Consider the following 26,979-nt stretch of genomic DNA (forward strand, 5'->3'; position numbering starts at 1 on the left):
GATCACGATCACCCCAGTGCGTAGCGCCAGGGCATTGAGTGCAGCCAAGGAGCGGTACTGATGCCCAGCCAAGCCAACACCCAATTCCATAGCGATCTCGACAGCTCGCCCCCGCTGCTGCCGGCCAAGGTACTGCGCAACGACGCCGAAGCCCTGCAAGCCGCCCGCGAACTGGCCAAGGTCGCCCGCGAACACGCTGCCCGCCGCGACCAGCAACGCAAACTGCCCTGGGCCGAAATCGAACTGTTTACCCGCAGCGGTCTGGGCAGCATCAGCGTACCCAAGGCCTACGGTGGCGCCGACGTGTCGTTCGAAACCGTCGCCGAAGTGTTCCGCCTGATCAGCGCCGCCGACCCCGCCCTGGGGCAGATCCCGCAGAACCAGTTCGGCATGCTGCAGCTGCTGCGCCTGACGGCCAGCGAGGCGCAGCAAGCGCTGATCTTCCGCAGCGTGCTCGACGGCTGGCGCATCGGCAATGCCGGGCCTGAGCGTGACACCAAGGACACCCTCACCCTCAAGGCCCGAATCACGCGCGCCGGAAACAGCTACCGCATAAGTGGCGAGAAGTTCTACTCCACCGGTGCCTTGTTCGCCCATTGGGTGACGGTAAAAGCCCTCGACGACGAAGGCCGCCAGCGCCTGGCATTCGTGCGCCGGGGGAGCCCGGGGTTGCGCATTGTCGATGACTGGTCCGGGTTCGGCCAGCGCACCACCGCCAGCGGTACCGTGCTGCTGGACCAGGTGCCGGTAGACGCGGAACTGGTGATCGACAACTGGCGCCAGCGCGATATCCCCAACACTCAGGGCGCCGCTTCGCAGCTGATCCAGGCGGCGATCGACGCCGGCATCGCCGAAGCAGCTATCGATGATGCGATCACGTTCGTGCGCGAAAAGTCCCGGCCGTGGATTGACGCCAACGTCGACCGTGCCAGTGACGACCCTTATGTAATTGCCGACATCGGCCGCCTGAAACTCGAGCAGCACGCCGCCGAAGCGCTGCTGCGCAAAGCTGCTCGGGTACTCGACGAGGTCAATGCTGCGCCTATCGACGCAGCCAGCGCGGCACGTGCCTCGATTGCGGTGGCGGAAGCCAAGGTGCTGACCACCGAGATTGCCCTGCAGGCCAGCGAAAAGCTGTTCGAGCTGGCCGGCAGCCGCGCCACCCTTGCCGAGTTCAACCTCGACCGCCACTGGCGCAATGCCCGGGTGCACACCCTGCACGACCCGGTGCGCTGGAAGTACCACGCGGTGGGCGCTTACCACCTTAACGGCACCCTGCCTGCACGGCATTCCTGGATCTGATTTGCTGCCTTTGGGGTTGCTGCGCAGCCCTTCGCGGGCTTGCCCGCTGCCACAGGATTGCCACCGCCTGAACTGGCATCACTTTACCTGTGGGAGCGGGCAAGCCGGCGAAGGGCCGCGAAGCGGCCCCCGGAGAACTCCATGACAATCGCTATCATCACCAGCGACGCCCAAGCCCTGGCCGTCGCCGAAGACATCGCCCAGCAACTGCGCCGCGACAGCGCCTTGCGCGACCGCGAGCGCCGCCTGCCGCTCGCCGAACTCGAGCTGTTCACCCGTTCCGGCCTGTGGGCCATCAGCGTGCCCAAAGCCTTCGGCGGTGCCGGCGTGTCCAACGTCACCCTGGCCAAGGTCATCGCCCGTATCGCGCAGGCCGACGGTTCGCTCGGGCAGATTCCGCAGAATCATTTCTACGGTCTGGAAGTGCTGCGGATAAACGGCAGCCCCGAACAGAAACAGCGCCTGTACGCCGAGGTACTGGCCGGCCGCCGTTTCGGCAATGCCCTGGCCGAGCTGGGCACCAAGACCGCCCACGAGCGCACCACCCGCCTGAGCCGTGACGGCGACGGTTTCCGCATCAACGGGCGCAAGTTCTATTCCACAGGCGCCATCTATGCCCAGCGCATTCCAACCTCGGTCGTGGATGAGCAAGGCATCCAGCAGTTGGCTTTCGTCCAGGCCGACAGCCAGGGGCTGCAGGTGATCGACGACTGGAGCGGCTTCGGCCAGCGCACCACCGGCAGCGGTTCGGTGGTGTTCGATAACGTGTACGTCAGCGCAGCCGACGTGGTGCCGTTCCAGAGCGCCTTCGAGCGCCCCACCCCGGTCGGCCCGCTGGCGCAGATCCTCCATGCCGCCATCGACACCGGCATTGCCCGCGCCGCCTATGAAGACGCCCAGCACTTCGTGCGCACCCGCAGCCGTCCGTGGGTCGACTCCGGCCTGGACAACGCCACGGATGACCCGCTGACGCTGAAAAGCTTCGGCCATCTGGCGGTCCGCTTGCATGCGGCCGAAGCCCTGCTGGAGCGTGCAGGCGAATACCTCGACCGCGCCCGCGACGACAGCATTGCCGACAACGTGGCCGCCGCCTCCATTGCCGTGGCCGAAGCACGCGCCATCAGCACCGAAATTTCCCTCACCGCCGGTACCACCCTGTTCGAACTGGGCGGCAGCCAGGCAACATTGGCCGAACACAACCTCGACCGCCACTGGCGCAACGCTCGCGTGCACACCCTGCACGACCCGGTGCGCTGGAAGTACCACGCCATCGGCAACTACTACCTCAACGATGCCAACCCGCCACGCCGGGGGACCATCTGATGGCCAAGCAGATTCTGCTCAATGCCTTCAACATGAACTGCGTCGGACACATCAACCACGGCCTGTGGACCCACCCACGGGACACTTCGACCCAGTACAAGACCCTGGACTACTGGACCAACCTGGCACGCCTGCTGGAGCGCGGTCTGTTCGACGGGCTTTTCATTGCCGACATCGTCGGTACCTACGACATCTACGGCCAGTCACTGGACGTCACCCTCAAGGAGTCGATCCAGCTGCCAGTCAACGACCCGCTGCTGCTGGTGTCCGCCATGGCTGCGGTCACCCGTCACCTGGGTTTTGGCCTTACCGCCAACCTCACCTACGAGGCGCCGTACCTGTTCGCCCGGCGACTTTCCACACTCGACCACCTGAGCAATGGCCGAGTGGGCTGGAACATCGTCACCGGCTACCTCGACAGCGCCGCCCGGGCCATGGGCCTGGCGCAGCAACCGGCGCATGATCGCCGCTACGACCAGGCCGATGAATACCTGCAGGTGTTGTACAAGCTGCTGGAAGGCAGCTGGGCCGATGATGCAGTGGTCGCCGACCGCCAGCATCGCGTCTATGCCACGCCCGACAAGGTGCGCAAGGTTCAGCACCAGGGCGAGTTCTACAAGGTCGAAGGCTACCACCTGTGCGAGCCCTCCCCGCAGCGCACTCCGGTGCTGTTCCAGGCCGGCAGCTCGCAGCGTGGCTTGGCCTTCGCCGGCAACCATGCCGAATGCGTGTTTATCAGTGGCCAAGACAAGGCGGCCACCCGCGCCCAGGTCGACAAGGTTCGCGCGGCCGCCCAGGCCGCCGGCCGCGACCCGCAGGCAGTCAAAGTGTTCATGGGCATCACGGTGATTGTTGCGGCCACCGAGCAGCAGGCCCAGGCCAAACACGCCGAATACCTGCGTCACGCCAGCGCCGAAGCGGGGGTCGCGCACTTCGCCGCGTCCACGGGCATCGACTTCGCCGCCTATGAACTGGACCAACCCATTGCCTTCAGCCAGGGCAACGCCATCCAGTCAGCCACGCGCCAGTTGCAAGACAGCGCCTGGACCCGCCGGCGCCTGTTGCAGCAGCACGCCCTGGGCGGCCGCTACGTAACCTTGGTCGGCGCGCCTGAACAGGTGGCCAAGCAGTTGATCGCGTGGATCGATGAAACCGGCCTGGACGGTTTCAACCTGACCCGCACCGTCACCCCGGAAAGCTTCGAGGACTTCGTAGAGCTGGTCATCCCGCAACTTCAGCAGCGTGGCCGCTACAAGACGGCCTACACCGAAGGCACCCTGCGCGAAAAACTGTTCCATACCGACCACCCGCACTTACCCGCCGACCACCCTGGCTCGGCTTACCGCTTTACCCCTACCCCGACTGGAGCCCTGCACCATGCTTGAGAAACTGTTCCGGCCCGTCGCGGCCATGGCCACCACCCTCGGCCTGTGCGCCGGAGCCCTTGCTGCCGAACCGTTGAAGATCGGTACCACCTCGGCCTTTGCCATTCCGCTGGAAGCCGCAGTGGAGGAAGCCCACAAGCGAGGCCTGGAAGTGAAGCTGATCGAGTTCAGCGACTGGATTGCGCCCAATGTCAGCCTCAACAGCGGCGACATCGACGTGAACTACTTCCAGCACATCCCGTTCCTGGAAAACGCCAAGGCTGCTGCAGGCTTCGACCTCGTGCCTTACGCCCCGGGCATCATCAACAACGTTGGCCTGTACTCGAAAAAGTACAAAAGCTTTGCCGAGCTGCCCGAAGGCGCCAGCGTGGCCATCGCCAACGACCCGATCAACAGCGGCCGTGGCCTGCTGCTGCTGGCCAAGGCCGGGTTGATCACCCTGAAGCCAGGCGTGGGCTACAAGGCCACCGAGGATGACATCGTCGCCAACCCTAAAAAGCTGAAGATCCTTCAGGTCGAGGCGGTGCAACTGGTACGTGCCTACGACGACGCCGACCTGGTGCAGGGTTACCCGGCCTACATCCGCCTGGCCAATACCTTCGATGCCACCTCGGCGTTGCTGTTCGACGGGCTGGAAAACAAGGAGTACGTGATCCAGTTCGTCATTCGCCCGCAAAGCAAGGACGATCCACGTCTGGCCAGGTTCGTCGACATCTACCAGCATTCACCAGCGGTACGCGCTGCGCTGGACAACGCTCACGGCAAGCTCTACCAAGCCGGCTGGGAAGGCTGACATGAGCCAGGCCAGCGCGCTCGGCGCGCCTACACCACAAGCACTGCCGCCAACGGCCACGGAGCAGGCCCTGCGCCCCGAGGTCAATGAAGCCCATGTGCGTTTCATAGGCCTGGGCAAGACCTACCCGGGCCAGGCGCAACCGGCCTTGCAAGGCATCGACCTGAACATCCGCCATGGCGAGATTTTCGGCATCATCGGCCGCAGCGGCGCCGGCAAATCATCGCTGCTGCGCACCATCAACCGCCTGGAGCAACCCAGCCAGGGCCGCGTGCTGATCGACCAGGTGGATATCGCGCCTTTCGATAAGGACCACCTTGTGGCCCTGCGCCGGCGCATCGGCATGATCTTCCAGCATTTCAACCTGATGTCGGCCAAGACTGTGTGGCAGAACGTCGAACTGCCTTTGAAGGTGGCCGGCGTGGCCAAGCCCGAGCGCCGGCGCAAGGTGCGCGAGTTGCTGGAGCTGGTCGGCCTGCAGGAAAAACATCACGTGTACCCGGCGCAACTGTCCGGCGGACAGAAACAGCGCGTGGGCATTGCCCGGGCACTGGTGCACACCCCCGAGATCCTGCTGTGCGACGAGGCCACCTCGGCGCTGGACCCGGAAACCACCGCCTCGATCCTGGAGCTGCTGCGCGATATCAACCAGCGCCTGGGCCTGACCATCGTGCTGATCACCCACGAAATGGCGGTGATTCGCGACATCTGCCACCGGGTAGTGGTGCTGGAACGCGGCGCAGTGGTCGAGCAGGGCGAGGTCTGGCGGGTGTTTGGTTCACCCCGTCACGAGGTCACCCGCACCTTGCTCGCCCCTTTGCAGGCCAAGCTACCCGCCGCACTGCAGGCCAGCCTCCAGGCCAGCGCGGCGAGCCGCAACAGCGCCGTAGTGCTGCAACTGACTGTGCTCGGTGAACCAGAGCTGTCTGCCCTGTTCACCGACCTCGGCGGGCGTGTGCGTCTGCTGCAGGGCAGCGTGGAAACCATCGGCGAACAGGCTTTGGGGCAACTCATCCTCTCGGTGCAACATTCGCCGCACGACACCCATCAATTGCAGGAACGTGCCCGCCGTTGGGCCGAAGACGTGGAGGTACTGGGCCATGTGGTTTGATCGCCTGCTGGAAGGCTTGCTCGATACGCTGCTGATGGTTGGGGTTTCGTCACTGATCGCCCTGCTGGCGGGTGTACCCATGGCGGTGCTGCTGGTCACCAGCGACAAGGGCGGGATCTTCGAGGCGCCGCTGCTGAACCGGGTGCTGGGCGCCTTCGTCAACCTGTTCCGCTCGATTCCGTTTCTGATCCTGATGGTTGCGCTGATTCCTTTCACCCGCTTGGTCGTGGGGACCACTTATGGCGTGTGGGCGGCCGTGGTGCCGCTGACCATTGCCGCCACACCGTTCTTTGCGCGGATTGCCGAGGTGAGCCTGCGTGAAGTCGATCATGGTCTGGTGGAAGCCGCACAGGCCATGGGCTGCCGGCGCAGGCACATCGTCTGGCATGTACTGTTGCCCGAGGCGCTGCCGGGGATCGTCGGGGGCTTCACCATTACCTTGGTGACCTTGATCAACTCGTCGGCGATGGCCGGGGCGATTGGTGCCGGCGGGCTGGGGGATATCGCCTATCGGTATGGCTACCAGCGTTTCGACAGCCAGATCATGCTGACCGTGATCGCCATGCTGGTAGCGTTAGTGGCGTTGATCCAGTTGGGCGGGGACCGCCTGGCGAAGGGTTTGAACAAGCGTTGAGGTCTGGGGCTGCTTTGCAGCCCGCTCTCAATCCCAGCGAAGATCCTCAGCCGGCACTGGCCGCCCGAACCAGTACCCTTGACCCAACTGGCACGCCTCCTGCAACAGGAAGGTGGCCTGTTCCGCCTGCTCGATGCCCTCGGCATGCACCTGCATACCCATGCTACGGGCCAAGGCAATGATCACCCGCACAATTGCGATGTCATCCTCATCCAGTGGCAACCCAGCTACAAACCCTTGGTCGATTTTCAACTTCTGCACCGGCAAACGCTTGAGCCGCAGCAGTGACGAATACCCGGTACCAAAGTCGTCGATGGCCAGGGTCACCCCCAGCTCGCGCAAGCGGTGCAGTTGCTCCAGTGCCACTTCAGCGTCTTCCATTACCGCGCTCTCGGTCACTTCCAGCTCCAGCAAGGCCGGGGCCAGGCCGGTGTCGTGCAGCACTTCGGCTACCTGTTGATACAGTTCGTGCTGGCCAAACAGGCGGCTGGAGATGTTCACCCCCACAAATGCCAGCTGCCGGCCTTCAGCCTGCCACTGCACCATTTGCCAGCAGGCCTGGCGCAGCACCCAGGTATCGATCTCGGCAATCAGGCCGGTGCGTTCGGCAATCGGGATGAACTCACCCGGCGGTACCAGGCCACGCCTGGGGTGCTGCCAGCGCACCAGCGTCTCGACCCCGACCTGTCGGCCTGATGCCAGGTCGTGTACCGGCTGGAAGTACACCCGCAGTTCATCCTGCTCCAGGGCCCGACGCAATTCAGCGGCGGTCTCGACCCGATGCTGTGCATGGGCGGTCAGCTCTTCGGTGTACAGGGCATAGCAGGCCCGCCCGTTGCTTTTGGCCTTGTACAACGCCGAGTCGGCATTGCGCAGTAACTGCTCGGCACCCAAGGCATCGCTGGGGTACAGGCTGATTCCGACGCTGGCGCTGATGAACAGGCGATTGCCCTCGAACTGAAACGGCTCACGCATGCGCTCGATGATGCACTGCGCCAGCTTGCCCGCCTGGCCGACCTGTTGGCAGTTCTCGGCCAGCACGCCGAACTCGTCGCCGCCCAGGCGCGCCAGGGTCATGCCGTTACCCAACACCTCGCCCAGACGCTCGCCCACCAGCTTCAACAACTGGTCGCCAATGGTATGGCCCAGGCCGTCGTTTATGCTCTGGAAATGATCCAGGTCCAGCAGCAACAAGGCGCAACCGCGCTTGTTGGCCTGCGCCGCCGCCAATGCCTGCTCTACCCGGTCGGTAAACAGCAGGCGGTTGGGCAGGCCGGTCAGCGGGTCGTGGTGGGCCAGGTAGGCAAGTTCCTGTTCCGAATGCTTGATGGCGCTGATGTCACTGAACACCGCCACGTAATGACTGAGCTCACCTTCGTCATCGCGAATGGCGCAAATAGTCTGCCACTGCGGGTAGATTTCACCGCTTTTGCGCCGGTTCCAGATTTCACCGCTCCACTCGCCCTTCTCGGCCAGGGTGGCGAAAACCTGCTGGTAGAAGGCCAGGCCATGGTGGCCGGACTTGAACTTGCTCGGGCGCTGGCCGATGACCTCATCCTGCTGGTAGCCGGTGATGCGCATGAAGGCACGATTGACGTGCACGATCAGGCCCTGGCGGTCGGTCACCAGCACACCTTCGAGGGTACTGTCGAACACTGCGGCAGCCATGCGCAGCCGTTCACGGTCTTCACAACGCGAACGCGCGCCATGGCCGATGAAATTGAGCAGCCGCACGCGCGACACGTAGATCAGCACGGCACTGAGCAGCACCCAGACCACCACGTTGATCTGCCGCCCCACGGTCAGTGCCAAGGGGTCGTCAGTCATGCTGTGCAGCATCACCTCCGCCAGCGCAAGCCAGAGGATCGAGAGCACCACATACAGCGCAGCCATGCGCAAGGCGTCGCGAACGGAAACAGACATGTCGGGTGGGAAAGGCCATCAAAAAGGAGTGGGCATTATAAAGGCTGAAACATGTCGTGACCTCCTATCTCAACGGTTGACTGGTTTTATTTCCCCGCCAAGGGATAATCAGCCCTTCCCCCTGCATTTCGAGGGTATTTGCACCTATGTGGTATAACGGCCTGCTCGACCTGTCGGCTTGGCAACTGGTCGGCATCACTCTGTTGATGACCCACGTGACCATTGTCAGCGTCACGGTCTACCTGCATCGCTACTCCGCGCACCGGGCCCTGGAGCTCAACGGCGCGCTCAAGCACTTCTTCCGCTTCTGGCTGTGGCTGACCACGGCGCAGAACACCCGCGAGTGGACCGCCGTCCACCGCAAGCACCACGCCAAGTGCGAAACCCCCGACGACCCTCACAGCCCGGTTTACAAGGGCCTGGGCACAGTGCTGCGCAAAGGTGCCGAGCTGTACCGTGAAGAGGCGCGCAACCCCGAAACCCTGCGCATTTATGGCAAGAACTGCCCGGATGACTGGATCGAGCGCAACTTGTACTCGCGTTACAAACTGGGCGGTATCGCACTGATGGCGGTGATCGACCTGCTGCTGTTCGGCACTATAGGCATCACCATCTGGGCGGTGCAGATGATGTGGATTCCGTTCTGGGCCGCCGGTGTGGTCAACGGCCTGGGCCATGCCCTGGGCTATCGCAACTTCGAATGCCGCGACGCTGCGACCAACCTGGTGCCATGGGGCATCGTCATCGGCGGAGAAGAACTGCACAACAACCACCACACCTACCCCAACTCGGCCAAGCTCTCGGTCAAACGCTGGGAGTTCGACATGGGTTGGGCGTGGATCCGCCTGTTCTGCCTGCTGCGTCTGGCCAAGGTGCAGCGCGTGGCGCCCATCGCCCACCGGGTGGCCGGCAAGGCCAGCCTGGACATGGACACCGCCATGGCCATCCTCAACAACCGCTTCCAGATCATGGCCCAGTACCGCAAGCTGGTGATCGGTCCGCTGGTGAAACAGGAACTGGCCCGCGTCGACGCCTCGGTGCGCCACCGCTTCCGCCGTGCCAAACGGCTGCTCTCGCGCGAAACCAGCCTGCTGGAAGATCGCCACCACGTGCGCATCGAGTCCATGCTCGCGCACAGCCAGGCACTGAAAACCATCTACGAAAAGCGCCTGGCCCTGCAGCAGATCTGGGCGCGCACCAGCGCCAACGGCCACGACATGCTGGCGGCCATGAAAGACTGGGTACACGAGGCCGAAACCAGCGGCATCCAGGCACTGCGTGACTTCGCAGCACAACTCAAGACTTACTCGCTGCGCCCGACCGGCGCCTGACCGCCGTTGATCGGCACGCCTCTCAGCGGGGCGTGCCGTTCGGAACTTAGCCCCCACCGCTCCACTCGAATCTGGAATATCGCCTGCGTGGCGGGCCGGACGCTGGCCGCACGCCTTCACGTTGAGACCTGCTCCGTGCACATGGCCAAGAACATTCCAACGATATTTCCCGGTACCCCTCCTCCCGAAGCCGCCCAGACCTTGCTGGCGTTACTCCACGCCCAAGGCGAGGTTGCCCGCCTGAGCGAGCGCGATCAGCTGTTCAGCTCGTTGCTCGACAGCGTCAACGCTGTGCTCTGGGCCTTCGACTGGGAAACCCGTCAGGTGCTGTACGTGAGCCCAGCCTACGAGCGCATCTTCGGCCGCCCGGTCAGCCTGGTGCTGGCTGACTACAACGAATGGCGTGACAGCATCTACCCCGACGACCTCGAGTTCGCCGAGCGTAGCCTGGCCCAGGTCCTGCTCAAGGGTGCGGTGGAAGACCGCGAGTACCGCATCCTCAATGCCGACGGGCAAATACGCTGGCTGAGCGACAAGTGCTACATCAACCAGCAGCACGATAGCGACCGGGTAATCATTGTCGGTATCGCCGAAGACATCACCGAGAAGAAGCAGCTTGAAGGCGAACTGCAGCGCCTGGCCACCACCGACGTGCTGACCCAGAGCAGTAACCGCAGGCACTTCTTCGAATGTGCTCAGCAAGCCTTCGACAGTGCTCGCGAGGACGGTACACCGCTGGCTTTCCTGCTGCTGGATATCGACGACTTCAAACGCATCAATGACAGCTATGGCCACCAGGAAGGCGACCAGGTGCTGCAACACATCGCCGACAGCGGCAAGGCCGTACTACGCCGGGGCGACCTGTTCGGGCGCATTGGCGGCGAAGAATTTGCGGCGGTTTTTCCGGGCTGCAACGCCCAGGTCGCTGAGCAGATCGCCGAGCGCTTGCAGCGACAGATTCAGCACTTGAGCTTCAGCCATGGGCAGCAGACGTACGGGGTGACTGTGAGCCAGGGGCTGACCGGGCTGACCGATGAGGATGTGACACTGGACAGCCTGTATGCGCGGGCCGATGCGGCAATGTACAGGGCCAAGCGCCAGGGCAAGAACCAGATAGTCCGCGGCTGATCAGGCGGCACGGAGTAGGGCACCGGCTTTGGCCGGTATTCGCGGGCTCGCCCGCTCCCACAGAAACCGCACATTTCGCGGGCCCGGCGCCACACCTGTAGGAGCGGGCAAGCCCGCGAAGGGCCGCAATGCGGCCCCGGAATCTCAGCTGGAAACCTCGGCCTCAGCCGCTGGCGGTTCTTCCTGCGGCTTTACTTCCGGGCTCTCCACCTTGCGCAGCCGGCTCAGCTCCGGCAGGCCAAGCTTGAGCAGGCGCGCCGTCTTGCCGCTGGCCACCTTCTCCAGCCCCTGCCCGGCCGGCAGCCGCGACAACTGCCCAGCCAGGTTCATGGCCAGGATCTCCAGCGAGTAAACTCCACCACCCAACTGGTAGATCGCAGCGATCAACTCGCGCAGTGCCAGCGGCAAACGCCAGCGAGTACGCAGCGCCGAGCCGAACGCCGCACCAAACTCCTCCAGCGATTGCTGCACATTGCGCTCGTCCAGATCTCCCCCGGCCAACCGCCACTCTTGCAGGCAGCGCAACACCGCCAGGTCGCCCAGGCAATGCAGCAAGCCCGCGCAATAACAACGCCCCTCGTCCAGCTCGAGCATGCGCGCCAAGGTGCGGCCATATTCGGCAGTGTGCAGTGACAGGTCCCAGTAACGGGTCGCGTGCTCCGCCAGCAGCGGGTCACTGAGGCGTGCGCTGCGCTTGAGAGTCATACCCAGGATCAGGTTCATGCTTTGGGTACTGCCAAGCTTGTTCAGGGCCTGCAGCAACGTCTGCACCGGGGCTTCACGGTGCAGTGCCGCACTATTGGCGGCAGCGATCAGCACCGCCGTGACTTGCGGGTCGTTAGACACCTCCTCTTCGAGCACCCTGAGGTTCAGGCCCTGGGGGTTGAGCGCTCGATTGATCGCTACCTGCACATCGGCCAGCAGCGGCCCGCCATCGGCGCTGGCGCGGCGCTGCTCAAGGTAGGCTGGCAGGCTGGCCCCCGCCTGCAACGCCGGTACCGGGCAGGCAACCTCCTCGCCAACGCCCAGCAGTAACTCTTCCAGGCGCTTACGCAGGTTATCCAGGTTCAACGGTTTGCTCAGGTAAGCAGTGGGGTGCAAGGGCAGCGCTTCGCGCACACTGGCGCTGTCATTGCGGTTACTCATGAGAATGAACGGCACCCCTGGCCCTTTGGCGCGTACCTCGCGCAGCAGGTCGAGGCCATCGACACCGGCCAGCTCGCGGGCGGCGATGATCAGGTCAGGCTTGCTGGACAAGGCACTGAACGCCTGCGAGCCGTCAGCGCAAACCTGCAGGCGGGCGTCACAGCGCACGCTGAGCAGCATCTCGCTGAGCATGTCCCGTACCCAAGGATCGCCTTCGACAATCAGTACGTTTGGTGGGGCGGGGGCTGCAGCGCTCATCGCCAACTACTCCTGAATACCCTGACACACAGTCCGTCGCAGCTTCCAAAGCCAGTCCTTCGATAACCATAGCGCCACATGGCTTTGCTGGGCATAAAAAAAACCCGCCTGGGCGGGTTTTTTCTGAAGCACGTCACATCAGGCGATTTCAGCGAAGCACTCTTCGATGATGGCCAGGCCTTTGTCCAGCAGCGCGTCTTCGGCGGTCAGTGGAACCAGGATACGCAGGACGTTGCCGTAGGTGCCGCAAGACAGCAGGATCAGACCCTTTTCGCGAGCCTTGGCGACAACCTGGCCAACAGCAGCAGCATTCGGGGTGTGAGTGCCTTTCTCGAAGACTTCGACGGCAATCATCGAGCCCAGACCACGGACGTCGCCGATGATCGGGTGCTTCTTCTGGATTTCGCGCAGGCCAGCGGTCAGGCGCTCACCCACAGCCTTGCTGCGGTCCAGCAGTTTTTCCTCTTCGAACACTTCGATCACGGCCAGGGCCGCGGCGCAAGCGATCGGCGAGCCGGCGTAGGTGCCGCCCAAGCCGCCTGGAGCGATGGCGTCCATGTACTCGGCCTTGCCGCACACACCGGCCAGCGGGAAGCCGCCAGCAATGGATTTGGCGAAGGTGGTCAGATCAGGCGCAACGCCCATCTGTTCCATGGCGAAGAAGGTGCCGGTACGGCCAGCGCCAGTTTGTACTTCGTCGGCGATCAGCAGGATACCGTGCTGGTCGCACAGGGCGCGCAGGCGTTTCATCAGCTCTTTCGGCGCAGGCAGGAAGCCACCTTCGCCTTGTACTGGCTCGAGGATGATCGCGGCGATGTCGCGCGGCTCGGCATCGTTCTTGAAGATGCGCTCGACCGAGGCGATGGCGTCGTCAACGCTGATACCGTGCAGTTCGCTCGGGAACAGGGCGCGGAAGATGCCGCCTGGCATCAGGCCCATGCCAGCGGAGTACGGCACGACCTTGCCGGTCAGGCCCAGGGTCATCATGGTACGGCCGTGATAACCGCCGGTGAAGGCGATGACGCCAGCGCGGCCAGTGGCAGCACGAGCGATCTTGACGGCGTTTTCAACGGCTTCGGAGCCGGTGGTGACCAGCAGGGTCTTCTTGTCGAAGTCGCCTGGGACCAGCTTGTTGATCTTTTCGCACAGCTCTACGTAGGGTTCGTAAGCCAGCACCTGGAAGCAGGTGTGGCTGACCTTGGTCAGCTGCTCTTGCACGGCTGCAACCACTTTCGGGTGCAGGTGGCCGGTGTTCAGTACTGCGATGCCGCCGGCGAAGTCGATCAGTTCGCGGCCTTCAACGTCGATCACGGTCGAGTTCTTCGCGGTGTCGACGAAGATCGGGTGGATCTGGCCGACGCCACGTGGGACGGCAGCTACACGACGTTGCATCAAGGATTCGTTGGTTTTGCTCATAATGCCCTCATTGCGCCGTCAGGAATGGCGCTTTTATTCGGGGGTGGCTGGGAGTGCTCGCGAACAGTATTCGTTGATCGACTGTCGTGAACGCCCTGGCCACCAGGTACTGCAATGTAAAAAAGGCCAGCGAGACGTCGCTCTCGCGCCCCGCTGGCAGAGGTAAAGCCTTTACCGTGCGATCAGACGCTGATGCACAGGTATTTGATTTCGAGGTAGTCCTCGATACCGTACTTGGAACCTTCGCGGCCCAGGCCCGAAGCCTTGATACCACCGAACGGCGCCACTTCGTTGGAGATCAGGCCGGTGTTAATACCCACCATGCCGTATTCCAGGGCTTCGGCGACACGGAACACACGGCTCATGTCACGGGCGTAGAAGTACGAGGCGAGGCCGAACTCGGTGTCGTTGGACATGGCGATGACTTCGGCTTCATCTTTGAAGCGGAACAGCGGTGCCAGTGGGCCGAACGTCTCTTCCTTGGCGACAGCAGCGGTCTTCGGTACGTCAACCAGGATGGTCGGCTCGAAGAAGTTGCCTTCGATCAGCTTGCCACCGGACAGCACCTTGGCACCTTTGCTGACAGCGTCCTCGATGTGCTCCTGGACCTTGGCGACAGCCTTGCCGTCGATCAGCGGGCCAGTGGTGGTGCCGTCTTCCAGGCCGTTACCGATCTTCAGCTTGGCAACTGCAGCGGCCAGCTTCTCGGCGAACGCGTCGTAGACGCCGTCCTGCACGTAGATACGGTTGGCGCAAACGCAAGTCTGGCCGTTGTTACGGTACTTGGAGATGATCGCGCCCTCGACCGCCTTGTCCAGGTCGGCGTCGTCAAACACGATGAACGGGGCGTTGCCACCCAGCTCCAGGGAAACTTTCTTGATGTCCTTGGCGCATTCTTCCATCAGCTGGCGACCGATTTCGGTCGAGCCGGTGAAGGACAGCTTGCGTACCAGGGAGTTGCCAGTCAGCTCGCCGCCCACTTCGCCGGCGCTGCCGGTAACCACACTCAGCACGCCAGCCGGGATGCCGGCACGGTGGGCCAGCTCGACCAGGGCCAGAGCGGAGTAAGGGGTTTGCGAAGCCGGCTTGAGCACCATGGTGCAGCCAGCGGCCAGGGCCGGGCCGGCTTTACGGGTGATCATGGCGGCCGGGAAGTTCCACGGAGTGATGGCCGCGGTAACGCCGATTGGCTGCTTGATGACAATCAGGCGCTTGTCTGGCTGGTGGCCCGGGATGGTGTCACCGTAGATGCGCTTGGCTTCTTCGGCGAACCACTCGATGAACGAGGCGGCGTAGGCGATTTCGCCCTTGGCTTCGGCCAGCGGCTTGCCCTGTTCGGTGGTCATCAGGCGAGCCAGGTCGTCCTGGTTCTCGATCATCAGTTCGAACCAGCGACGCAGCTTGGCCGAGCGCTCTTTCGCAGTCAGGGCGCGCCAGGCCGGCAGGGCCTTGTCGGCGGCTTCGATGGCACGGCGAGTTTCCGCGGTGCCCATCTTCGGCACGGTACCGATGACTTCGCCGGTGGCCGGGTTGGTCACCTTGATGGTCTGGCCGTTGTCCGCATCCAGCCACTCACCATTGATATAGGCTTGCTGGCGGAACAACTGAGCGTCTTTGAGCTGCATGTCGGCTTCCCGAATTGTTGATTGTTGAAAAGCGCCCAAGGCAGGGCATCGAGCGTTTGAAATCTCAAACGAATGCTAAGCGGCTGCTGGGGTGTTGGACAATAGGCTGTTCGAAAAAAAGAACGAATGGTTGAACAGCCCATCCGAAATCGCCCGCAGAATGGCCGCTAAAGGGTAGACGATGCTGCGGCTGGACGCGGGGCGAAGCCAAAGTTCGTTTCACTGCCTGTCACGGCCAATTTTCAACACACCTTGATGGCGGGCTGAAACGATGATGCTGTCGCCATCGGCAGCGTAGTCGACGGCATTGACGCGGGTCCAGTTACGGCCGGTTCCACCCTGGCCGACAGTTTGATCAGTATTGTCGTGTATCCGACCCCGGGGATCTGCACAGCCAACACGGTAAAAACAGCTAAAGATCAAGGCGATGGACGTCAACGATACAGATGGGTATCATGCGTGCGCGTTGCACTCGTAGCTCAGCTGGATAGAGTACTGCCCTCCGAAGGCAGGGGTCGTGGGTTCGAATCCCGCCGAGTGCGCCATATCAAGAAAGCCCTGGGCCTGAGCCCGGGGCTTTTTCGTTTGTGCGCCATGTCACCTTTCTGGTACTCCCGTGCCACGGGTCATTGATGTTAGCGTGGGCGTCTTCCCGTTCTCCGAACGGGTAACCCATAACAATGATTGGCGAAGGAATGCGCACAACCATGCACCTGAGAAAACTCACCGCCACCACCCTGTTGCTGGCCAGCATCGGCCTGTTCACCCAGCCTGCCCAGGCCAACCTCACCCAACAGCAGTCCGCAGCTATCGTCAAAGCCTTCGACGGCAGCGACCCAAGCGACTTCAAGCAATTCCTCGGCAAGCTCAAAGGCAGCGACCTGGGCAAGACCGACAACCTCGAGGCAACCGTCGACGCCTACCTGGCCAACAAGCCATTGGCCGCCGGGCAACAAGACGAGATCAACCGCCTGCTCGGCCTGTATACCCGCATCAAGTATGGCAAGGCCGCTACCGAAACCCTGCGTGAACTGGTAGCCATCCCCACCTTCGACGTCGAGGGTACTCCGCAGTACGAAAACCCTGAATTCCTCAAGATCGCCGACAGGATCAAGGCCTTGGCCGACAGCTTCGGCCTGGCCTTCCGTAACATCGACAACCGGGTGTACGAGATCTCGCTGGGCAGCGGGAAGGAAGTGATCGGCATCCATGCCCACGCTGACGTAGTGCCGGTCAACCCGGACAACTGGAAGCTGGCCGATGGTACGCGCCTTGATCCGTTCAAGGTCACCCTGGTGGGTGACCGCATGTACGGCCGCGGCACCGAGGACGACAAGAACGGCATCGTGGTGGCGATGTACGCGCTGAAAGTGGCCAAGGACGAAAACCTGCCGCTCGCCCGGCAGTTCAAGCTGCTGATCGACACCACCGAAGAAACCAGCGGTGATGCCATTCCCTACTACTTCGAGCGCAACCCTACGCCCGATTACAACCTGGCCCTCGACGGCGGCTACCCGGTAGTGATTGCCGAGAAAGGCTACGGCACGGTCATGGCCAGCTTCAACAAGCGCCCGGCCAGCGGCAAGGGTGCCGAGATCGTCAACCTGACCGGTGGCCTGGCGACCAACCAGATCCCGACAACTTCGGTAGCGACCCTGATTTCTGACAACCCGGCACAGCTGGCCAAGCACCTGCAGCAAGCCGGCGCCAGATATGTGAAGCAGTATGGAGGCGACTTCAGCATCGACGCCAAGGCCGACGGCAAGCAAGTCTTGCTCACCGTGACCGGTGTTTCCGCACACTCTTCGGAGCCGGAATCCGGCATCAACCCGGTGGCGCGTATGCTCGACTTCATCAATGGCCTCGGCCAGCAGGTGTCGCTCAAGCACAACCACTTTACCGACGCTGCCCGCTATGCCGCCGACAACTGGGGCCTGGACTACCTGGGCAACAAGCTCGGCGTGGCCTTCAAGGACCCGTTCATGGGCCCGCTGACCACTTCGCTGACCTTTGTCGGGGTGGATGACAAAGGCTTGAAGCTGGCGGTAAACCTGCGCATTCCCAAGGGGAAGCCGATCGCCACGATCAAAGACGAACTGGCCGACAAACTGGGCAAATGGACCCGGCAAAGCAACACCTCGGTGGCGTTCGATTACAGCCTGGACGAACCGATGTACCGTAACCCTGAAGGCGAATGGGTCCAGGCCCTGCTCGCCGTGGCCACCGAGAACCTGGGTATGAAGCATGAGTTCGGTACCTCGGCCGGCGCGACTTCGGTGCACGATCTTCCCAACGGTGTGCAATTTGGCCTGGCGATGCCGGACGTGAAGTACACCGGGCACAACGACAACGAGTTCAAGACCGTGGAACAGTTCATGCTGGACCTGCAGATAGTGAGCGAGATGGTGGCGCGGATCGGGCAGATGCCGAAGCTTTGATGGGCAGTACGGCCTCTTCGCGGCTTTAGCCGCGAAAAGGCCGCTACAAGCGAACAGCAATGACGTTTTTCAATCGCCTCCATGCCGTTTCCTGCATTGCCGTGCAGAGCGCCGTACCGGATGCTTTAGTTACTCCGAGACAGTGCTTTTTTCACCCGCAGAGGCCCGTATGAAGACCGTCGAACAAATCCTCAAGACCAAGTCCCAGCACCAGACCGTCTACACCATCGGCCCGGATGACTCGGTGCTCGACGCCCTGAAAATGCTGGCGGAGAAAAACGTCGGTGCGCTGCCTGTCGTCGAGGGTGGCCAGGTAGTGGGTATCGTCAGCGAACGGGACTATGCGCGCAAACTGGTCCTCAAGGGCCGCTCTTCCGCGGCCACGCCGGTGCGCGAAATAATGAGTGAACCGGTGGTCACCGTGGCCCCCAAGCAAAAGCTCGATTTCTGCATGAACCTGATGACCGACCGCCACCTGCGTCACCTGCCGGTGGTCGAAAACGGCAGATTGCTCGGCCTGCTGTCGATCGGTGACCTGGTCAAGGAAACCATCGCCGAACAGGCCAGCCTGATCAAGCAAATGGAGCAGTACATCCGCGGCGAATGAAGCGCCTCAATGGTAGGCGCGCTCCAGCTCGTCCAGCTGATGGTCGAAGCTACGCAAGCGCGCCGACCAGGTGTACACCAGCACTTCCAGGTCACGGTTGAGCACTGCCGTATTGCCGTGCCCGCTGTGCGTCGGCTCACCGAGGTCCAGCTGGTAGCGTTCACGGGCCATCGCCTGGGCCACGCTGGACAGGTCGCGAGCATTGGCCAGCCAGTGGTGTTGGCGGTCATGGATTTCGCGGTCGAGCACCCGGCACTGGCGCTTAAGCGCATCCAGGCTCTGCTCCAGCGGTGTACCCCTGAGCTCGCCCATGACCTCTTCGAAAGTACGCCCCGAATGCCAGTAGCTGCCCCAGAAATAGCGGTCGAAAACCGTCTCGACGCGGCGTAGTGCAACCTTGGTGTTCCAGATGGTCAGCAACGTTCGCCCCTGCACCACTTCGCGCTTGTTCAGGCGCAGCTGCTGCCAGGCGATCCATGTCAGCGCCACCAGTGCAACCGCCACAGTGACCGCGGCAGCGGCATACAGGAAATGCACCGCCTGGGTCATCTGTTGCGTCTGCCTGATGCCATAGAAGTAACTGGCCGTCAGAGTGCCCAGGATCGTCACGGAACACCAGAAACCTGGTGCGTAGGGATCTTTCATCGCGCTATCCCCTTATTGTTTTCCTGAGCATAGCAACGGCCGATCACTCGTCAGGTGCCACTCGGCGCTTTATTTTCGGGGGCGGCGCAATGCTTCGTTGAGTTGATCGAAGGGCACAGCCCAATCGGAATCTTCAATGATGCTGTCCTTGAGAAATGCACGCTGAGAGTCGTTCCAGAACGGCGCATCCACCAGCTTGATCTCGTTCTTCAGCGGGGAATGGCTGGTGATGAACTGATCGATACTCTTGGGATCGTCGGGCAAGCCCAGCTGCTTGAACAGCTCGGCAAAGGGATGGATCGGCGCTTCCATGGTTCCTCCTGAGCGCCAGGCAAGCCGTCCACGACGCCCGCCTGGCATTGGTTTGAAAACATCAGCACAGCTCGCGCACTTCGGCGTGCGGCACCAGTTTCATGTACTGCTCCATGCTCATGTGAATCAGGTGATCGTGGTCACCCGCCTCCAGGTAGACATCGCCTTGGCGGGTGAGACTCGGGTCGAGCAGCATTTTTATCTGGTAAGCATCGCCAAGGGCCGGCACGGCACCGCGCTCGCAGTCATTGAACAGGCTCGGCAGACCGCTTTCACGGGTCAGATGCCAGGCCCCGGACATACGCACCTTGTCCATGTCCAGATGCCGGTTGGCCGGTAGCACGGCCATGATGTAGTTGCCGTGACGATCATCGACCATCACCGCCTTGGCGACCCGCTCTGCGGGCACGCCGGCCATACGGGCTGACTCCAGGCTGGTGGCCGAATGTGGGTGGGGAATGATGTCGTAGTCGCAGTTGGCCTTGTCCAGGCTGGCCTGCAGGGTCTTTGCCATACGCATGATGCACCTCCGGTTTCGCCCCCCAATTTTCAATTTTAGGCCGGGTACGAGTGGTCGGGGCTAAACTTGTGTAAATACGCGCAAATGAGGTGACGACAGGTGATCGCCCACTGCTGGCGCTGGCTGTTGCTGCTGCTGTTGCTTGGCATCACGCCAAGTGGCCAGGCCGCGCCCGGCGCGGTGTGGGTGCTGGGCATCGACGACGCCATCGGCCCGGCCAGCGCCGACTACCTGGTACGCAGCCTCGGCCAGGCCCAGGCACAAGGCGCGCAACTGGTGGTTATCCGCATGGATACCCCGGGCGGGCTGGACAGCGCCATGCGCCAGATGATCAAGGCTATTCTCGCCAGCCCTGTACCGGTCGCCAGCTACGTTGCCCCCAGCGGAGCCCGCGCCGCCAGCGCCGGCACCTATATTCTCTACGCCAGCCATATTGCGGCGATGGCGCCCGGGACCAATCTGGGTGCTGCCACACCGGTGCGGGCCGGCGGCCCGCCTGGCACGCCCGATGAGGACAAGGCCAAAGGCGGCGACGATGAAGCCCTCGCACGCAAACAGGTCAACGACGCCGCCGCTTACATCCGTGGCCTGGCGCAAATGCGCGGCCGCAACGCCGACTGGGCGGAGAAGGCCGTGCGCGAGGCGGTCAGCCTGTCCGCCAGCGAGGCCTTGCGGCTGAACGTGATCGATCAGGTAGCCGATGACCTGCCTGACCTGCTGCGCAAGCTCGACGGCAAAACGCTCCAGGTGGCCGGCCAGCCACGCCAGTTGCAGACCGCAGGCGCCAGCGTGATCGAGCATCTGCCGGACTGGCGCACACGGATTCTGGCAGTGATCACCAACCCCAGCGTGGCACTGATCCTGATCATGATCGGCGTTTACGGCCTGTTGTTCGAATTCATGAACCCCGGTTCTGCGGTGGGTGGTGTGGTCGGAGGTATCTGCCTGCTGCTGGCGCTGTATGCGCTGCAGCTATTGCCGGTGAGTTTCGCCGGGGTGGCGCTGATCCTGCTTGGCATTACCTTCATGATCGCCGAAGCCTTCTTGCCCAGTTTCGGCGTGGTCGGCTTCGGCGGCATCGTTGCCTTTGTGGTCGGCGCGTTGATCCTGATCGACACCGACGCTCCCGGTTTCGGCATCCCTCTGGCCTTGATCGGCACCCTGGCGCTGCTCTCGGCATTACTGATCGGTGGCGTACTGGGCATGGCTCTCAAGGCCCGCCAACGGGCACTGGTCAGTGGCGACGCCGGCCTGGTCGGCAGCCTGGTCACCGTCACCCAGGTGATGGCAAGCGACCCATTCTGTGGCGTCGTGCTGGCTCAGGGCGAGCCATGGCAAGCGCGGTGCGCAACGCCGCTGCAAACTGGCCAGAACGTACGGGTGACCGCGCGCCATGGCGTGATGCTGGAAGTGAGCGCCGCCGCCCCTGCGACGCAAGGAGAATGACCATGTTCATGCAATTCGGTTTCGGCGCTGTGCTGATCGTGCTGGCCATGCTGGTACTGTCGGCGTTTCGCATCCTGCGCGAATACGAGCGCGGCGTGGTGTTCCAGCTGGGGCGCTTCTGGCAGGTCAAAGGGCCGGGGCTTATCCTGGTGATCCCGGTGATTCAGCAAATGGTACGGGTCGACCTGCGTACAGTGGTACTGGATGTGCCGCCGCAGGATGTGATCACCCGCGACAACGTTTCGGTCAAGGTCAATGCAGTGCTGTACTTTCGCGTGCTCGACCCGCAGAAAGCGATCATTCAGGTCGAGGATTTTCTGGTGGCGACCAGCCAGTTGGCCCAGACGACCCTGCGAGCGGTGCTGGGCAAGCACGAACTGGATGAGCTGTTGGCCGAACGCGAGCAACTGAATCTGGACATCCGCCAGGTGCTGGATGCACAGACGGATGCCTGGGGCATCAAGGTGGCCAACGTCGAGATCAAGCACGTTGACCTGAACGAGTCGATGGTGCGCGCCATCGCCCGCCAGGCCGAGGCCGAGCGCGAACGTCGGGCCAAGGTGATTCATGCCGAGGGTGAACTGCAGGCGTCGGAAAAACTGATGCAGGCCGCGCAAATGCTGAGCAAGGAGCCGGGGGCGATGCAGTTGCGCTATATGCAGACGCTGGGGACGATTGCCGGTGACAAGAGCTCGACCATCGTCTTCCCGCTGCCGATAGATTTGCTGAAAGGGTTGGTTGGCAAGGAGAAATAGGGATGGGCCAATCGCGGGCTCCGCGATTGGCCCGTATACGGCCTGTCAGACCGGCGCACGGCGCAAGGTAGCGAGGAAGGTGGCCGCACCAATGAACAACCCGGCAAAAGTGCGGTTCAAACGCTTCTGCTGTTTGGGTGTGCGCAACATGCGCAACACATGCGAAGCCAACCCGGTGTACCCCGCCATCACCAGCAGGTCGACAGTGACCATGGTCACGGTGATCGCCACATATTGCGGCAGCAGCGGCGCATGCGGGTTAAGGAACTGCGGCAGCACCGCCAGCATGAACACCAGCGCCTTGGGGTTGCTGACGTTGACCAGGAAACCACGGAACACCAGGCTCAGCGGCTTGCCGATCGGGCGCACGCCTGATTCATCGCTCATGTCCATCGGCAGTGCACGCCATTGCTTGTAGGCCAGGTACACCAGGTAGGCGACGCCAAACCACTTGATGACCTGGAACGCCGTGGCCGAGGCGGCCAGGATGGCACCGACGCCGGCGGCGATGATGGCGATCTGCATGATCAGGCCCAGCTGCAGGCCCAAGGCGTTCCAGTAACCACGCCAGAAGCCGTATTGCAGGCCGCTGGACATCGAGGCAATCGCCCCGGCACCAGGTGAAAGGCTGATCACCCAGCAGGCAGCAAAGAAGCCCAACCATACTTCCATCGACATCACACACCTCGCTCGAACATTTGTTGCAAAACGTTAAGCTAAGGTTTTGGCGAAAAAATAACCAGTGATTTCTGATGGATTTGTGGTGTCTGACCTGACTTCTTCGCGGGCACGCCCGCTCCCACGCCCAGTGCATCTTCAGACGGTGGGATACCTGTGGGAGCGGGCGCGCCCGCGAAGGGGCCAGTACAGGTTCAGTCAGCTTCGGCAGCTGTTTCTTTGTGCAGGGCCTGTACTTCGGCCCCGCGCCAGCGTCGTACCGACTTCTGGAAGAACTGGCTATTGGGCACCTGCACAAGCGCCCCACCCGCTTCGGGCATTTCCAGCAGCGTGGTGAACAGCAGGTTGATGGCGATCACCCGGCCTTTCACGCCGGGCTTGTCGAGGGTGTCGACCAGCTCGACCACATCGCCGATGCGAAACGGCCCAACCGTGAAGATCAACACCGCGCACAACAGGTTGGACAGCACGCTCCACATGGCGAAGAAGGCCACCGCCGCTACCGCGACGAAGCCGGAAAGTGCTGTCCACAACACAGTCGCCGAAACACCCAGGCGCTCCAGCACGAACAGCAGCGCGCTGCCCATGATCAGCCAGCGCAGGCCACCGCGAACGGGCACCAGCAACTCCGGCGGCAACGGGTAACGCTGGCCGAGTCGGCCAAGCCCACGGGCGACGATACGCTGCAGGATGAACGCCGCTACCAGGATCAAGAGGATCTGCAAGCCCAGCCAGAAGGTGTCCATCCATTGCCCTGGCAGCAGCGAACGCAGTTCCTCCATCAGGACAAGGCCTCGAGTTCGGCCTGCATGCTTTCAAGGGTTTCCAGCGCTTCCATCCAGGCCTCTTCCAGTTCGCCTTCGCGTTGCTTGAGCCGGGTCTGGCGCGCCAACAGGTCGCGCAACTCGTCCTTGCGCGCCGCGTCGTAAAGGCCACCATCACCCAGCGCGGTCTCGATCTCGGCCAATTGTGCGTGCACCTGGTTAAGCTCGGCTTCCAGCTTGTCGGCAGCCTTCTTGTGCGGTGCCAACTGCTGGCGCAAGGCTGCGGCAGCCTGGCGCTGGGCTTTCTTGTCGGTCTTGTCCGGGTTGGCCGGTGCAGTACTGGCCGGCGCGCTGCGCTGGCGGTACTCGACCAGCCAGCGGCTGTAGTCTTCCAGGTCACCGTCGAAGGTGTCGACCTTGCCGTCGGCCACCAGCAGGAAGTCATCCGTGGTGCTCTTGAGCAAATGACGATCGTGGGATACCACCACCACGGCACCGGCAAACTCCTGCAAGGCCATGGTCAGTGCCAGACGCATTTCCAGGTCCAGGTGGTTGGTCGGTTCGTCAAGCAGCAGCAGGTTTGGCCGCTCCCAGGCAATCAGCGCAAGTGCCAGGCGAGCCTTTTCGCCACCGGAGAAGTTCACCACCGGCTCGTCGCAACGGGCACCGTGGAAATCGAAGCCGCCGAGAAAGTCGCGCAGCGTCTGCTCACGCTCGGTAGGGGCGATGCGCTGCAGGTGCAGCAGCGGGCTGGCCTTGTCGTCCAGCGAGTCCAGCTGATGCTGGGCAAAGTAGCCTACAGCCAGGTTCTCGCCTCGAACCAGACGGCCCGACAACGGCGCCAGCTCACCTGCAAGGTTCTTGATCAGGGTCGACTTGCCGGCGCCGTTGGGCCCGAGCAGACCAATACGAGCACCCGGGGTGAGCTGCAGCTTGACCTTGTCGAGGATGGCCTTGTCGCCATAACCCAGGCAACCTTCGGAAAGGCTCAGCAACGGGCTGGAAATTTTCTGCGATTCACGGAAGACAAAGTCGAACGGCGAATCGACATGCGCCGCCGACAGCTCTTCCATGCGCTCCAAGGCCTTGATCCGGCTTTGCGCCTGACGGGCCTTGGTGGCCTGAGCCTTGAAGCGGGCAATGTACTTTTCCATGTGCGCGCGCTGCGCCTGCTGCTTTTCGTAGGCCTGCTGCTGCTGCGCCAGGCGCTCGGCACGGGTGCGCTCGAAGGCGGTATAGCCGCCTTTGTACAAGTTGAGCTTGCGCTGCTCGACGTGAAGCACATGGTCGACCACGGCATCGAGGAAGTCACGGTCGTGAGAGATCAGCAACAACGTGCCGGGGTAGCCCTTGAGCCAGTCTTCCAGCCACAGGATAGCGTCGAGGTCGAGGTGGTTGGTGGGCTCGTCGAGCAGCAACAGGTCGGATGGGCACATCAGGGCCTGGGCCAGGTTCAGGCGCATCCGCCAGCCACCAGAGAAATCGCCGACACGGCGGTCCATCTGCTCGTTGGTGAAGCCCAGCCCAGCCAGCAACTTGCGCGCACGGGCGTCGGCGGTATAGCCGTCGGCGCTTTCCAGCTCACTGTGCAGGCGCGCCAGGACGGTGCCGTCGTGGGCCTGCTCGGCCGCGGCCAATTCGGCCTGGACCTTGCGCAGGCGCACGTCGCCATCAAGCACATAGTCCACAGCCAGGCGATCGAGGGTGTCGACCTCTTGGCGCATATGGGCGATGCGCCAGTCGCCGGGCAGTTGGCAGTCACCGGCATCGGGCGACAGCTCACCGCGCAGCAAGGCGAACAGGCTGGATTTTCCGGCGCCGTTGGCGCCGATCAGGCCGGCCTTGTGACCGGCGTGCAGGGTCATCTCGGCGCCTTCTAGCAAGCGCTGCGGACCACGCTGTAAAGTGAGGTTGGATAGTCTGATCATGATGGTCGCGGAGTCTACCAGCTTCCTCGGCCCATAGCGCGAGTGGAACCATGCACACCGACCTGTGGAATTACGCCCTGACCCTGTATGCCAGGCCCGGCGTGCAAGCCGCCTGCCTTGAACTGCAGGCACTGGGCGGTGATGTCTGCCTGCTGCTGTGCGCAACTTGGCTGCAAGCACGTGGCGTGGCCGTACTGGGCGAACGCGCGCAAGCACTGCAAGAACTTGCCGAGCCCTGGCAACGTGAAGTGGTCGCCCCACTACGCAGCCTGCGCCAGCAATGGCGAGCGAAAGCATCGGATGATGCACAACTGGCGGCGTTGCGTGAACAGGTGAAAGGGTTGGAATTGCGGGCAGAAAAAACTCTGCTGGAGCGCTTGCAGGAGCGCTCGCGACAGTGGCCCGCGGGCTCCCATGAGCCCGCGGATGACTGGCTGGCCCGGCTGGCACCGGACCAGGCTCTACATCATGACGCGCTAGTTCAGTTGCGCGTCGCGGCCGCTGCGCTTCAGGACGCCGAAGGTGCCTGAGCCGGACTGCTCAAAGGTGCAGACGGTGCTGCCGGGGCCGGACTCTCCGAGTTGGTGGCGGCGGCTGGCGTAGCAGCTTTGGCGTCGGCAGGTTTGACGGCCGTGCGTGCAGGTGCCTTGGCGGCAGCTGGTTTTGCGGCTGGCTTGGCCGCAGGTTTGGCTGCGGCGGTCGACTTGGCAGCTGGTTTGGCCGCTGGCTTGGCGGCAGCGGTCGCCCTGGCAGCTGGCTTGGCCACAGGTTTGGCTGCAGCGGTCGACTTGGCAGCCGGTTTGGCCGCAGGCTTGGCGGCAGCGGTCGCCCTGGCAGCTGGCTTGGCCGCAGGTTTGGCTGCTGCGGTCGACTTGGCAGCTGGTTTGGCCGCAGGCTTGGCGGCAGCGGTCGCCCTGGCAGCCGGTTTGGCCGCAGGCTTGGCGGCAGCGGTCGACTTGGCAGCTGGTTTGGCCGCAGGCTTGGCGGCAGCGGTCGCCCTGGCAACTGGTTTGGCCGTAGACTTGGCTGCAGCGGTCGCCCTGGCAGCCGGTTTGGCTGCACGCTGATCAAGGGCCTTGGCTGCAGCTTCGCGTACCTTGCCTACACCCTGGGCCAGCTTGAGACTGTCCTGTGCATCGCGTTTGAGTTGCTGAATGTAAGAGCGAGTCTGGGTTTGACGTTCCTTGAGAGAATCGAGCAGTTCCTCAAGTTCACCGATGGCTTTTTGCGCCTTGGTTTGCGCCTTGGCTTTACCTGCCTTGGCCGCGTCTTGCAGTTTCAGGCGACCGTTGTGCAGTTTTTCCTGTGCCTTGCCACGCTGCTTTTCCAACTTCGCCAGCAGTTTTTCCGCATCAGCCAGCGCTTGCGAGCAGGCCTCTTCCAAGTGCTCGAGCAAGCTGCCCGAAAGTTGCTGGAGCAGGTGTAACGGCGTACTTACTGGCTTCTTTTTGGCCGACATGGTTTACCTCCTGGCTGACGAGATTGCGGCTCATACTATGCTTCTGCTGCTA

Annotated in this window: 25 protein-coding genes and 1 tRNA gene; 14 read left to right on the forward strand and 12 right to left on the reverse strand. The window is 62.8% G+C overall.

Features of this window, described 5'->3' with window-relative positions:
* The first annotated feature begins 60 nt into the window (after positions 1-60).
* From ACF8EF_RS05015 to ACF8EF_RS05040, 6 genes are all read left to right on the forward strand, one after another.
* The gene (locus tag ACF8EF_RS05015) at positions 61-1,302 is read left to right on the forward strand and encodes an SfnB family sulfur acquisition oxidoreductase (RefSeq protein WP_176685265.1); all 1,242 of its coding nucleotides are present in this window, start codon (positions 61-63) and stop codon (positions 1,300-1,302) included.
* A 141-nt stretch (positions 1,303-1,443) separates the two neighbouring features.
* Complete coding sequence (locus ACF8EF_RS05020) at positions 1,444-2,625, forward strand: SfnB family sulfur acquisition oxidoreductase (RefSeq protein WP_176685266.1); 1,182 nt, start codon at positions 1,444-1,446, stop codon at positions 2,623-2,625.
* Positions 2,625-4,010, forward strand: a complete 1,386-nt coding sequence (locus tag ACF8EF_RS05025) for an LLM class flavin-dependent oxidoreductase (RefSeq protein ID WP_176685267.1) — start codon at positions 2,625-2,627, stop codon at positions 4,008-4,010. Before ACF8EF_RS05020 ends, ACF8EF_RS05025 begins: the two co-directional genes overlap by 1 nt.
* Entirely contained in the window at positions 4,003-4,803 is an 801-nt protein-coding gene (locus ACF8EF_RS05030) for a MetQ/NlpA family ABC transporter substrate-binding protein (RefSeq protein ID WP_392460617.1), read from the forward strand. Before ACF8EF_RS05025 ends, ACF8EF_RS05030 begins: the two co-directional genes overlap by 8 nt.
* Before the next feature lies 1 nt (position 4,804).
* Positions 4,805-5,914: a methionine ABC transporter ATP-binding protein gene (locus ACF8EF_RS05035; RefSeq protein WP_392460618.1), complete on the forward strand. Its 1,110-nt coding sequence runs from the start codon at positions 4,805-4,807 to the stop codon at positions 5,912-5,914.
* Entirely contained in the window at positions 5,904-6,548 is a 645-nt protein-coding gene (locus ACF8EF_RS05040) for a methionine ABC transporter permease (protein WP_252461681.1), read from the forward strand. The genes ACF8EF_RS05035 and ACF8EF_RS05040 overlap by 11 nt, the downstream gene beginning before the upstream one ends.
* Positions 6,549-6,575: 27 nt before the next feature.
* Here ACF8EF_RS05040 and dibA read toward each other — a convergent pair whose 3' ends face one another.
* Positions 6,576-8,471: a phosphodiesterase DibA gene (gene dibA / locus ACF8EF_RS05045; protein ID WP_392460619.1), complete on the reverse strand. Its 1,896-nt coding sequence runs from the start codon at positions 8,469-8,471 to the stop codon at positions 6,576-6,578.
* A gap of 146 nt (positions 8,472-8,617) precedes the next feature.
* Here dibA and desA point away from each other — a divergent pair, with 146 nt between their 5' ends.
* A complete protein-coding gene (gene desA / locus ACF8EF_RS05050; protein ID WP_010951599.1) occupies positions 8,618-9,802 on the forward strand; it encodes a delta-9 fatty acid desaturase DesA in 1,185 nt (394 codons plus the stop codon).
* Between the two features lie 141 nt (positions 9,803-9,943).
* Complete coding sequence (locus ACF8EF_RS05055; protein WP_176685272.1) at positions 9,944-10,930, forward strand: sensor domain-containing diguanylate cyclase; 987 nt, start codon at positions 9,944-9,946, stop codon at positions 10,928-10,930.
* 144 nt (positions 10,931-11,074) lie between these two features.
* Here the strand turns inward: ACF8EF_RS05055 and ACF8EF_RS05060 are convergent, their stop codons facing one another.
* The 4 genes from ACF8EF_RS05060 to ACF8EF_RS05075 form a co-directional block, all read right to left on the reverse strand.
* Entirely contained in the window at positions 11,075-12,334 is a 1,260-nt protein-coding gene (locus ACF8EF_RS05060) for an HDOD domain-containing protein (protein WP_392460620.1), read from the reverse strand.
* A 138-nt stretch (positions 12,335-12,472) separates the two neighbouring features.
* The gene (gene gabT, locus ACF8EF_RS05065) at positions 12,473-13,750 is read right to left on the reverse strand and encodes a 4-aminobutyrate--2-oxoglutarate transaminase (protein WP_110744842.1); all 1,278 of its coding nucleotides are present in this window, start codon (positions 13,748-13,750) and stop codon (positions 12,473-12,475) included.
* Positions 13,751-13,932: 182 nt separating this feature from the next.
* Positions 13,933-15,375 carry an NADP-dependent succinate-semialdehyde dehydrogenase gene (gabD, locus tag ACF8EF_RS05070; protein ID WP_176685274.1) on the reverse strand — a complete coding sequence of 481 codons (1,443 nt, stop codon included), beginning with the start codon at positions 15,373-15,375 and terminating at the stop codon, positions 13,933-13,935.
* Between the two features lie 219 nt (positions 15,376-15,594).
* The gene (locus tag ACF8EF_RS05075; RefSeq protein WP_370844594.1) at positions 15,595-15,813 is read right to left on the reverse strand and encodes an aryl-sulfate sulfotransferase; all 219 of its coding nucleotides are present in this window, start codon (positions 15,811-15,813) and stop codon (positions 15,595-15,597) included.
* A 30-nt stretch (positions 15,814-15,843) separates the two neighbouring features.
* Here ACF8EF_RS05075 and ACF8EF_RS05080 point away from each other — a divergent pair.
* From ACF8EF_RS05080 to ACF8EF_RS05090, 3 genes are all read left to right on the forward strand, one after another.
* A tRNA-Arg gene (locus ACF8EF_RS05080) sits at positions 15,844-15,920 on the forward strand.
* 162 nt (positions 15,921-16,082) lie between these two features.
* Positions 16,083-17,813 carry a dipeptidase gene (locus ACF8EF_RS05085; protein WP_392460621.1) on the forward strand — a complete coding sequence of 577 codons (1,731 nt, stop codon included), beginning with the start codon at positions 16,083-16,085 and terminating at the stop codon, positions 17,811-17,813.
* Positions 17,814-17,982: 169 nt separating this feature from the next.
* A complete protein-coding gene (locus tag ACF8EF_RS05090) occupies positions 17,983-18,420 on the forward strand; it encodes a CBS domain-containing protein (RefSeq protein ID WP_176685276.1) in 438 nt (145 codons plus the stop codon).
* 6 nt (positions 18,421-18,426) lie between these two features.
* On the opposite strand, the gene ACF8EF_RS05095 is transcribed toward ACF8EF_RS05090, so the two are convergent.
* The 3 genes from ACF8EF_RS05095 to ACF8EF_RS05105 form a co-directional block, all read right to left on the reverse strand.
* Positions 18,427-19,065 (reverse strand): NADH:ubiquinone oxidoreductase subunit N, encoded by a 639-nt coding sequence (locus ACF8EF_RS05095; protein ID WP_176685277.1) that lies wholly within the window; start codon positions 19,063-19,065, stop codon positions 18,427-18,429.
* Between the two features lie 69 nt (positions 19,066-19,134).
* Positions 19,135-19,377, reverse strand: a complete 243-nt coding sequence (locus ACF8EF_RS05100) for a DUF2789 domain-containing protein (RefSeq protein ID WP_103470272.1) — start codon at positions 19,375-19,377, stop codon at positions 19,135-19,137.
* 61 nt (positions 19,378-19,438) lie between these two features.
* Positions 19,439-19,897 carry an aminoacyl-tRNA deacylase gene (locus ACF8EF_RS05105; protein WP_049588045.1) on the reverse strand — a complete coding sequence of 153 codons (459 nt, stop codon included), beginning with the start codon at positions 19,895-19,897 and terminating at the stop codon, positions 19,439-19,441.
* A gap of 99 nt (positions 19,898-19,996) precedes the next feature.
* Between ACF8EF_RS05105 and ACF8EF_RS05110 the strand changes: the two genes are divergently transcribed.
* Together ACF8EF_RS05110 and ACF8EF_RS05115 are read left to right on the forward strand one after the other, a co-directional pair.
* Positions 19,997-21,343 carry a nodulation protein NfeD gene (locus ACF8EF_RS05110; RefSeq protein WP_392529004.1) on the forward strand — a complete coding sequence of 449 codons (1,347 nt, stop codon included), beginning with the start codon at positions 19,997-19,999 and terminating at the stop codon, positions 21,341-21,343.
* A gap of 2 nt (positions 21,344-21,345) precedes the next feature.
* Positions 21,346-22,098, forward strand: a complete 753-nt coding sequence (locus ACF8EF_RS05115; protein WP_176685279.1) for a slipin family protein — start codon at positions 21,346-21,348, stop codon at positions 22,096-22,098.
* 45 nt (positions 22,099-22,143) lie between these two features.
* On the opposite strand, the gene ACF8EF_RS05120 is transcribed toward ACF8EF_RS05115, so the two are convergent.
* The 3 genes from ACF8EF_RS05120 to ACF8EF_RS05130 all read right to left on the reverse strand — a co-directional run bounded on the left by ACF8EF_RS05120 (position 22,144) and on the right by ACF8EF_RS05130 (position 25,468).
* Entirely contained in the window at positions 22,144-22,776 is a 633-nt protein-coding gene (locus ACF8EF_RS05120) for a LysE family transporter (RefSeq protein ID WP_021782565.1), read from the reverse strand.
* Positions 22,777-22,970: 194 nt separating this feature from the next.
* Positions 22,971-23,558: a mechanosensitive ion channel family protein gene (locus tag ACF8EF_RS05125; protein WP_103443290.1), complete on the reverse strand. Its 588-nt coding sequence runs from the start codon at positions 23,556-23,558 to the stop codon at positions 22,971-22,973.
* A complete protein-coding gene (locus ACF8EF_RS05130; RefSeq protein ID WP_392460623.1) occupies positions 23,558-25,468 on the reverse strand; it encodes an ATP-binding cassette domain-containing protein in 1,911 nt (636 codons plus the stop codon). The genes ACF8EF_RS05125 and ACF8EF_RS05130 overlap by 1 nt, the downstream gene beginning before the upstream one ends.
* Before the next feature lie 50 nt (positions 25,469-25,518).
* Here ACF8EF_RS05130 and ACF8EF_RS05135 point away from each other — a divergent pair, with 50 nt between their 5' ends.
* A complete protein-coding gene (locus ACF8EF_RS05135) occupies positions 25,519-25,998 on the forward strand; it encodes a TIGR02444 family protein (protein WP_176685281.1) in 480 nt (159 codons plus the stop codon).
* Here ACF8EF_RS05135 and ACF8EF_RS05140 read toward each other — a convergent pair.
* The gene (locus tag ACF8EF_RS05140; RefSeq protein ID WP_176685282.1) at positions 25,977-26,927 is read right to left on the reverse strand and encodes an AlgP family protein; all 951 of its coding nucleotides are present in this window, start codon (positions 26,925-26,927) and stop codon (positions 25,977-25,979) included. The genes ACF8EF_RS05135 and ACF8EF_RS05140 overlap by 22 nt on opposite strands.
* Between the last annotated feature and the right edge of the window lie 52 nt (positions 26,928-26,979).

Origin of the sequence: Pseudomonas sp. zjy_15, assembly GCF_043101865.1 — a bacterium.
Lineage (GTDB): Bacteria > Pseudomonadota > Gammaproteobacteria > Pseudomonadales > Pseudomonadaceae > Aquipseudomonas > Aquipseudomonas putida_Y.

What these genes read in the sequence shown, in the direction of transcription:
- ACF8EF_RS05060 (WP_392460620.1), bottom strand. Translation starts at nt 12,334, where the DNA reads ATGAGCGCTGCAGCCCCCGCCCCACCAAACGTACTGATTGTCGAAGGC.
- ACF8EF_RS05085 (WP_392460621.1), top strand. Translation starts at nt 16,083, where the DNA reads ATGCACCTGAGAAAACTCACCGCCACCACCCTGTTGCTGGCCAGCATC.
- ACF8EF_RS05140 (WP_176685282.1), bottom strand. Translation starts at nt 26,927, where the DNA reads ATGTCGGCCAAAAAGAAGCCAGTAAGTACGCCGTTACACCTGCTCCAG.
- ACF8EF_RS05030 (WP_392460617.1), top strand. Translation starts at nt 4,003, where the DNA reads ATGCTTGAGAAACTGTTCCGGCCCGTCGCGGCCATGGCCACCACCCTC.
- desA (WP_010951599.1), top strand. Translation starts at nt 8,618, where the DNA reads ATGTGGTATAACGGCCTGCTCGACCTGTCGGCTTGGCAACTGGTCGGC.
- ACF8EF_RS05100 (WP_103470272.1), bottom strand. Translation starts at nt 19,377, where the DNA reads ATGGAAGCGCCGATCCATCCCTTTGCCGAGCTGTTCAAGCAGCTGGGC.
- ACF8EF_RS05130 (WP_392460623.1), bottom strand. Translation starts at nt 25,468, where the DNA reads ATGATCAGACTATCCAACCTCACTTTACAGCGTGGTCCGCAGCGCTTG.
- ACF8EF_RS05120 (WP_021782565.1), bottom strand. Translation starts at nt 22,776, where the DNA reads ATGTCGATGGAAGTATGGTTGGGCTTCTTTGCTGCCTGCTGGGTGATC.
- ACF8EF_RS05025 (WP_176685267.1), top strand. Translation starts at nt 2,625, where the DNA reads ATGGCCAAGCAGATTCTGCTCAATGCCTTCAACATGAACTGCGTCGGA.
- ACF8EF_RS05020 (WP_176685266.1), top strand. Translation starts at nt 1,444, where the DNA reads ATGACAATCGCTATCATCACCAGCGACGCCCAAGCCCTGGCCGTCGCC.
- ACF8EF_RS05095 (WP_176685277.1), bottom strand. Translation starts at nt 19,065, where the DNA reads ATGAAAGATCCCTACGCACCAGGTTTCTGGTGTTCCGTGACGATCCTG.
- ACF8EF_RS05115 (WP_176685279.1), top strand. Translation starts at nt 21,346, where the DNA reads ATGTTCATGCAATTCGGTTTCGGCGCTGTGCTGATCGTGCTGGCCATG.
- ACF8EF_RS05105 (WP_049588045.1), bottom strand. Translation starts at nt 19,897, where the DNA reads ATGCGTATGGCAAAGACCCTGCAGGCCAGCCTGGACAAGGCCAACTGC.
- ACF8EF_RS05035 (WP_392460618.1), top strand. Translation starts at nt 4,805, where the DNA reads ATGAGCCAGGCCAGCGCGCTCGGCGCGCCTACACCACAAGCACTGCCG.
- gabT (WP_110744842.1), bottom strand. Translation starts at nt 13,750, where the DNA reads ATGAGCAAAACCAACGAATCCTTGATGCAACGTCGTGTAGCTGCCGTC.
- ACF8EF_RS05090 (WP_176685276.1), top strand. Translation starts at nt 17,983, where the DNA reads ATGAAGACCGTCGAACAAATCCTCAAGACCAAGTCCCAGCACCAGACC.
- ACF8EF_RS05125 (WP_103443290.1), bottom strand. Translation starts at nt 23,558, where the DNA reads ATGGAGGAACTGCGTTCGCTGCTGCCAGGGCAATGGATGGACACCTTC.
- gabD (WP_176685274.1), bottom strand. Translation starts at nt 15,375, where the DNA reads ATGCAGCTCAAAGACGCTCAGTTGTTCCGCCAGCAAGCCTATATCAAT.
- dibA (WP_392460619.1), bottom strand. Translation starts at nt 8,471, where the DNA reads ATGTCTGTTTCCGTTCGCGACGCCTTGCGCATGGCTGCGCTGTATGTG.
- ACF8EF_RS05055 (WP_176685272.1), top strand. Translation starts at nt 9,944, where the DNA reads ATGGCCAAGAACATTCCAACGATATTTCCCGGTACCCCTCCTCCCGAA.
- ACF8EF_RS05135 (WP_176685281.1), top strand. Translation starts at nt 25,519, where the DNA reads ATGCACACCGACCTGTGGAATTACGCCCTGACCCTGTATGCCAGGCCC.
- ACF8EF_RS05015 (WP_176685265.1), top strand. Translation starts at nt 61, where the DNA reads ATGCCCAGCCAAGCCAACACCCAATTCCATAGCGATCTCGACAGCTCG.
- ACF8EF_RS05040 (WP_252461681.1), top strand. Translation starts at nt 5,904, where the DNA reads ATGTGGTTTGATCGCCTGCTGGAAGGCTTGCTCGATACGCTGCTGATG.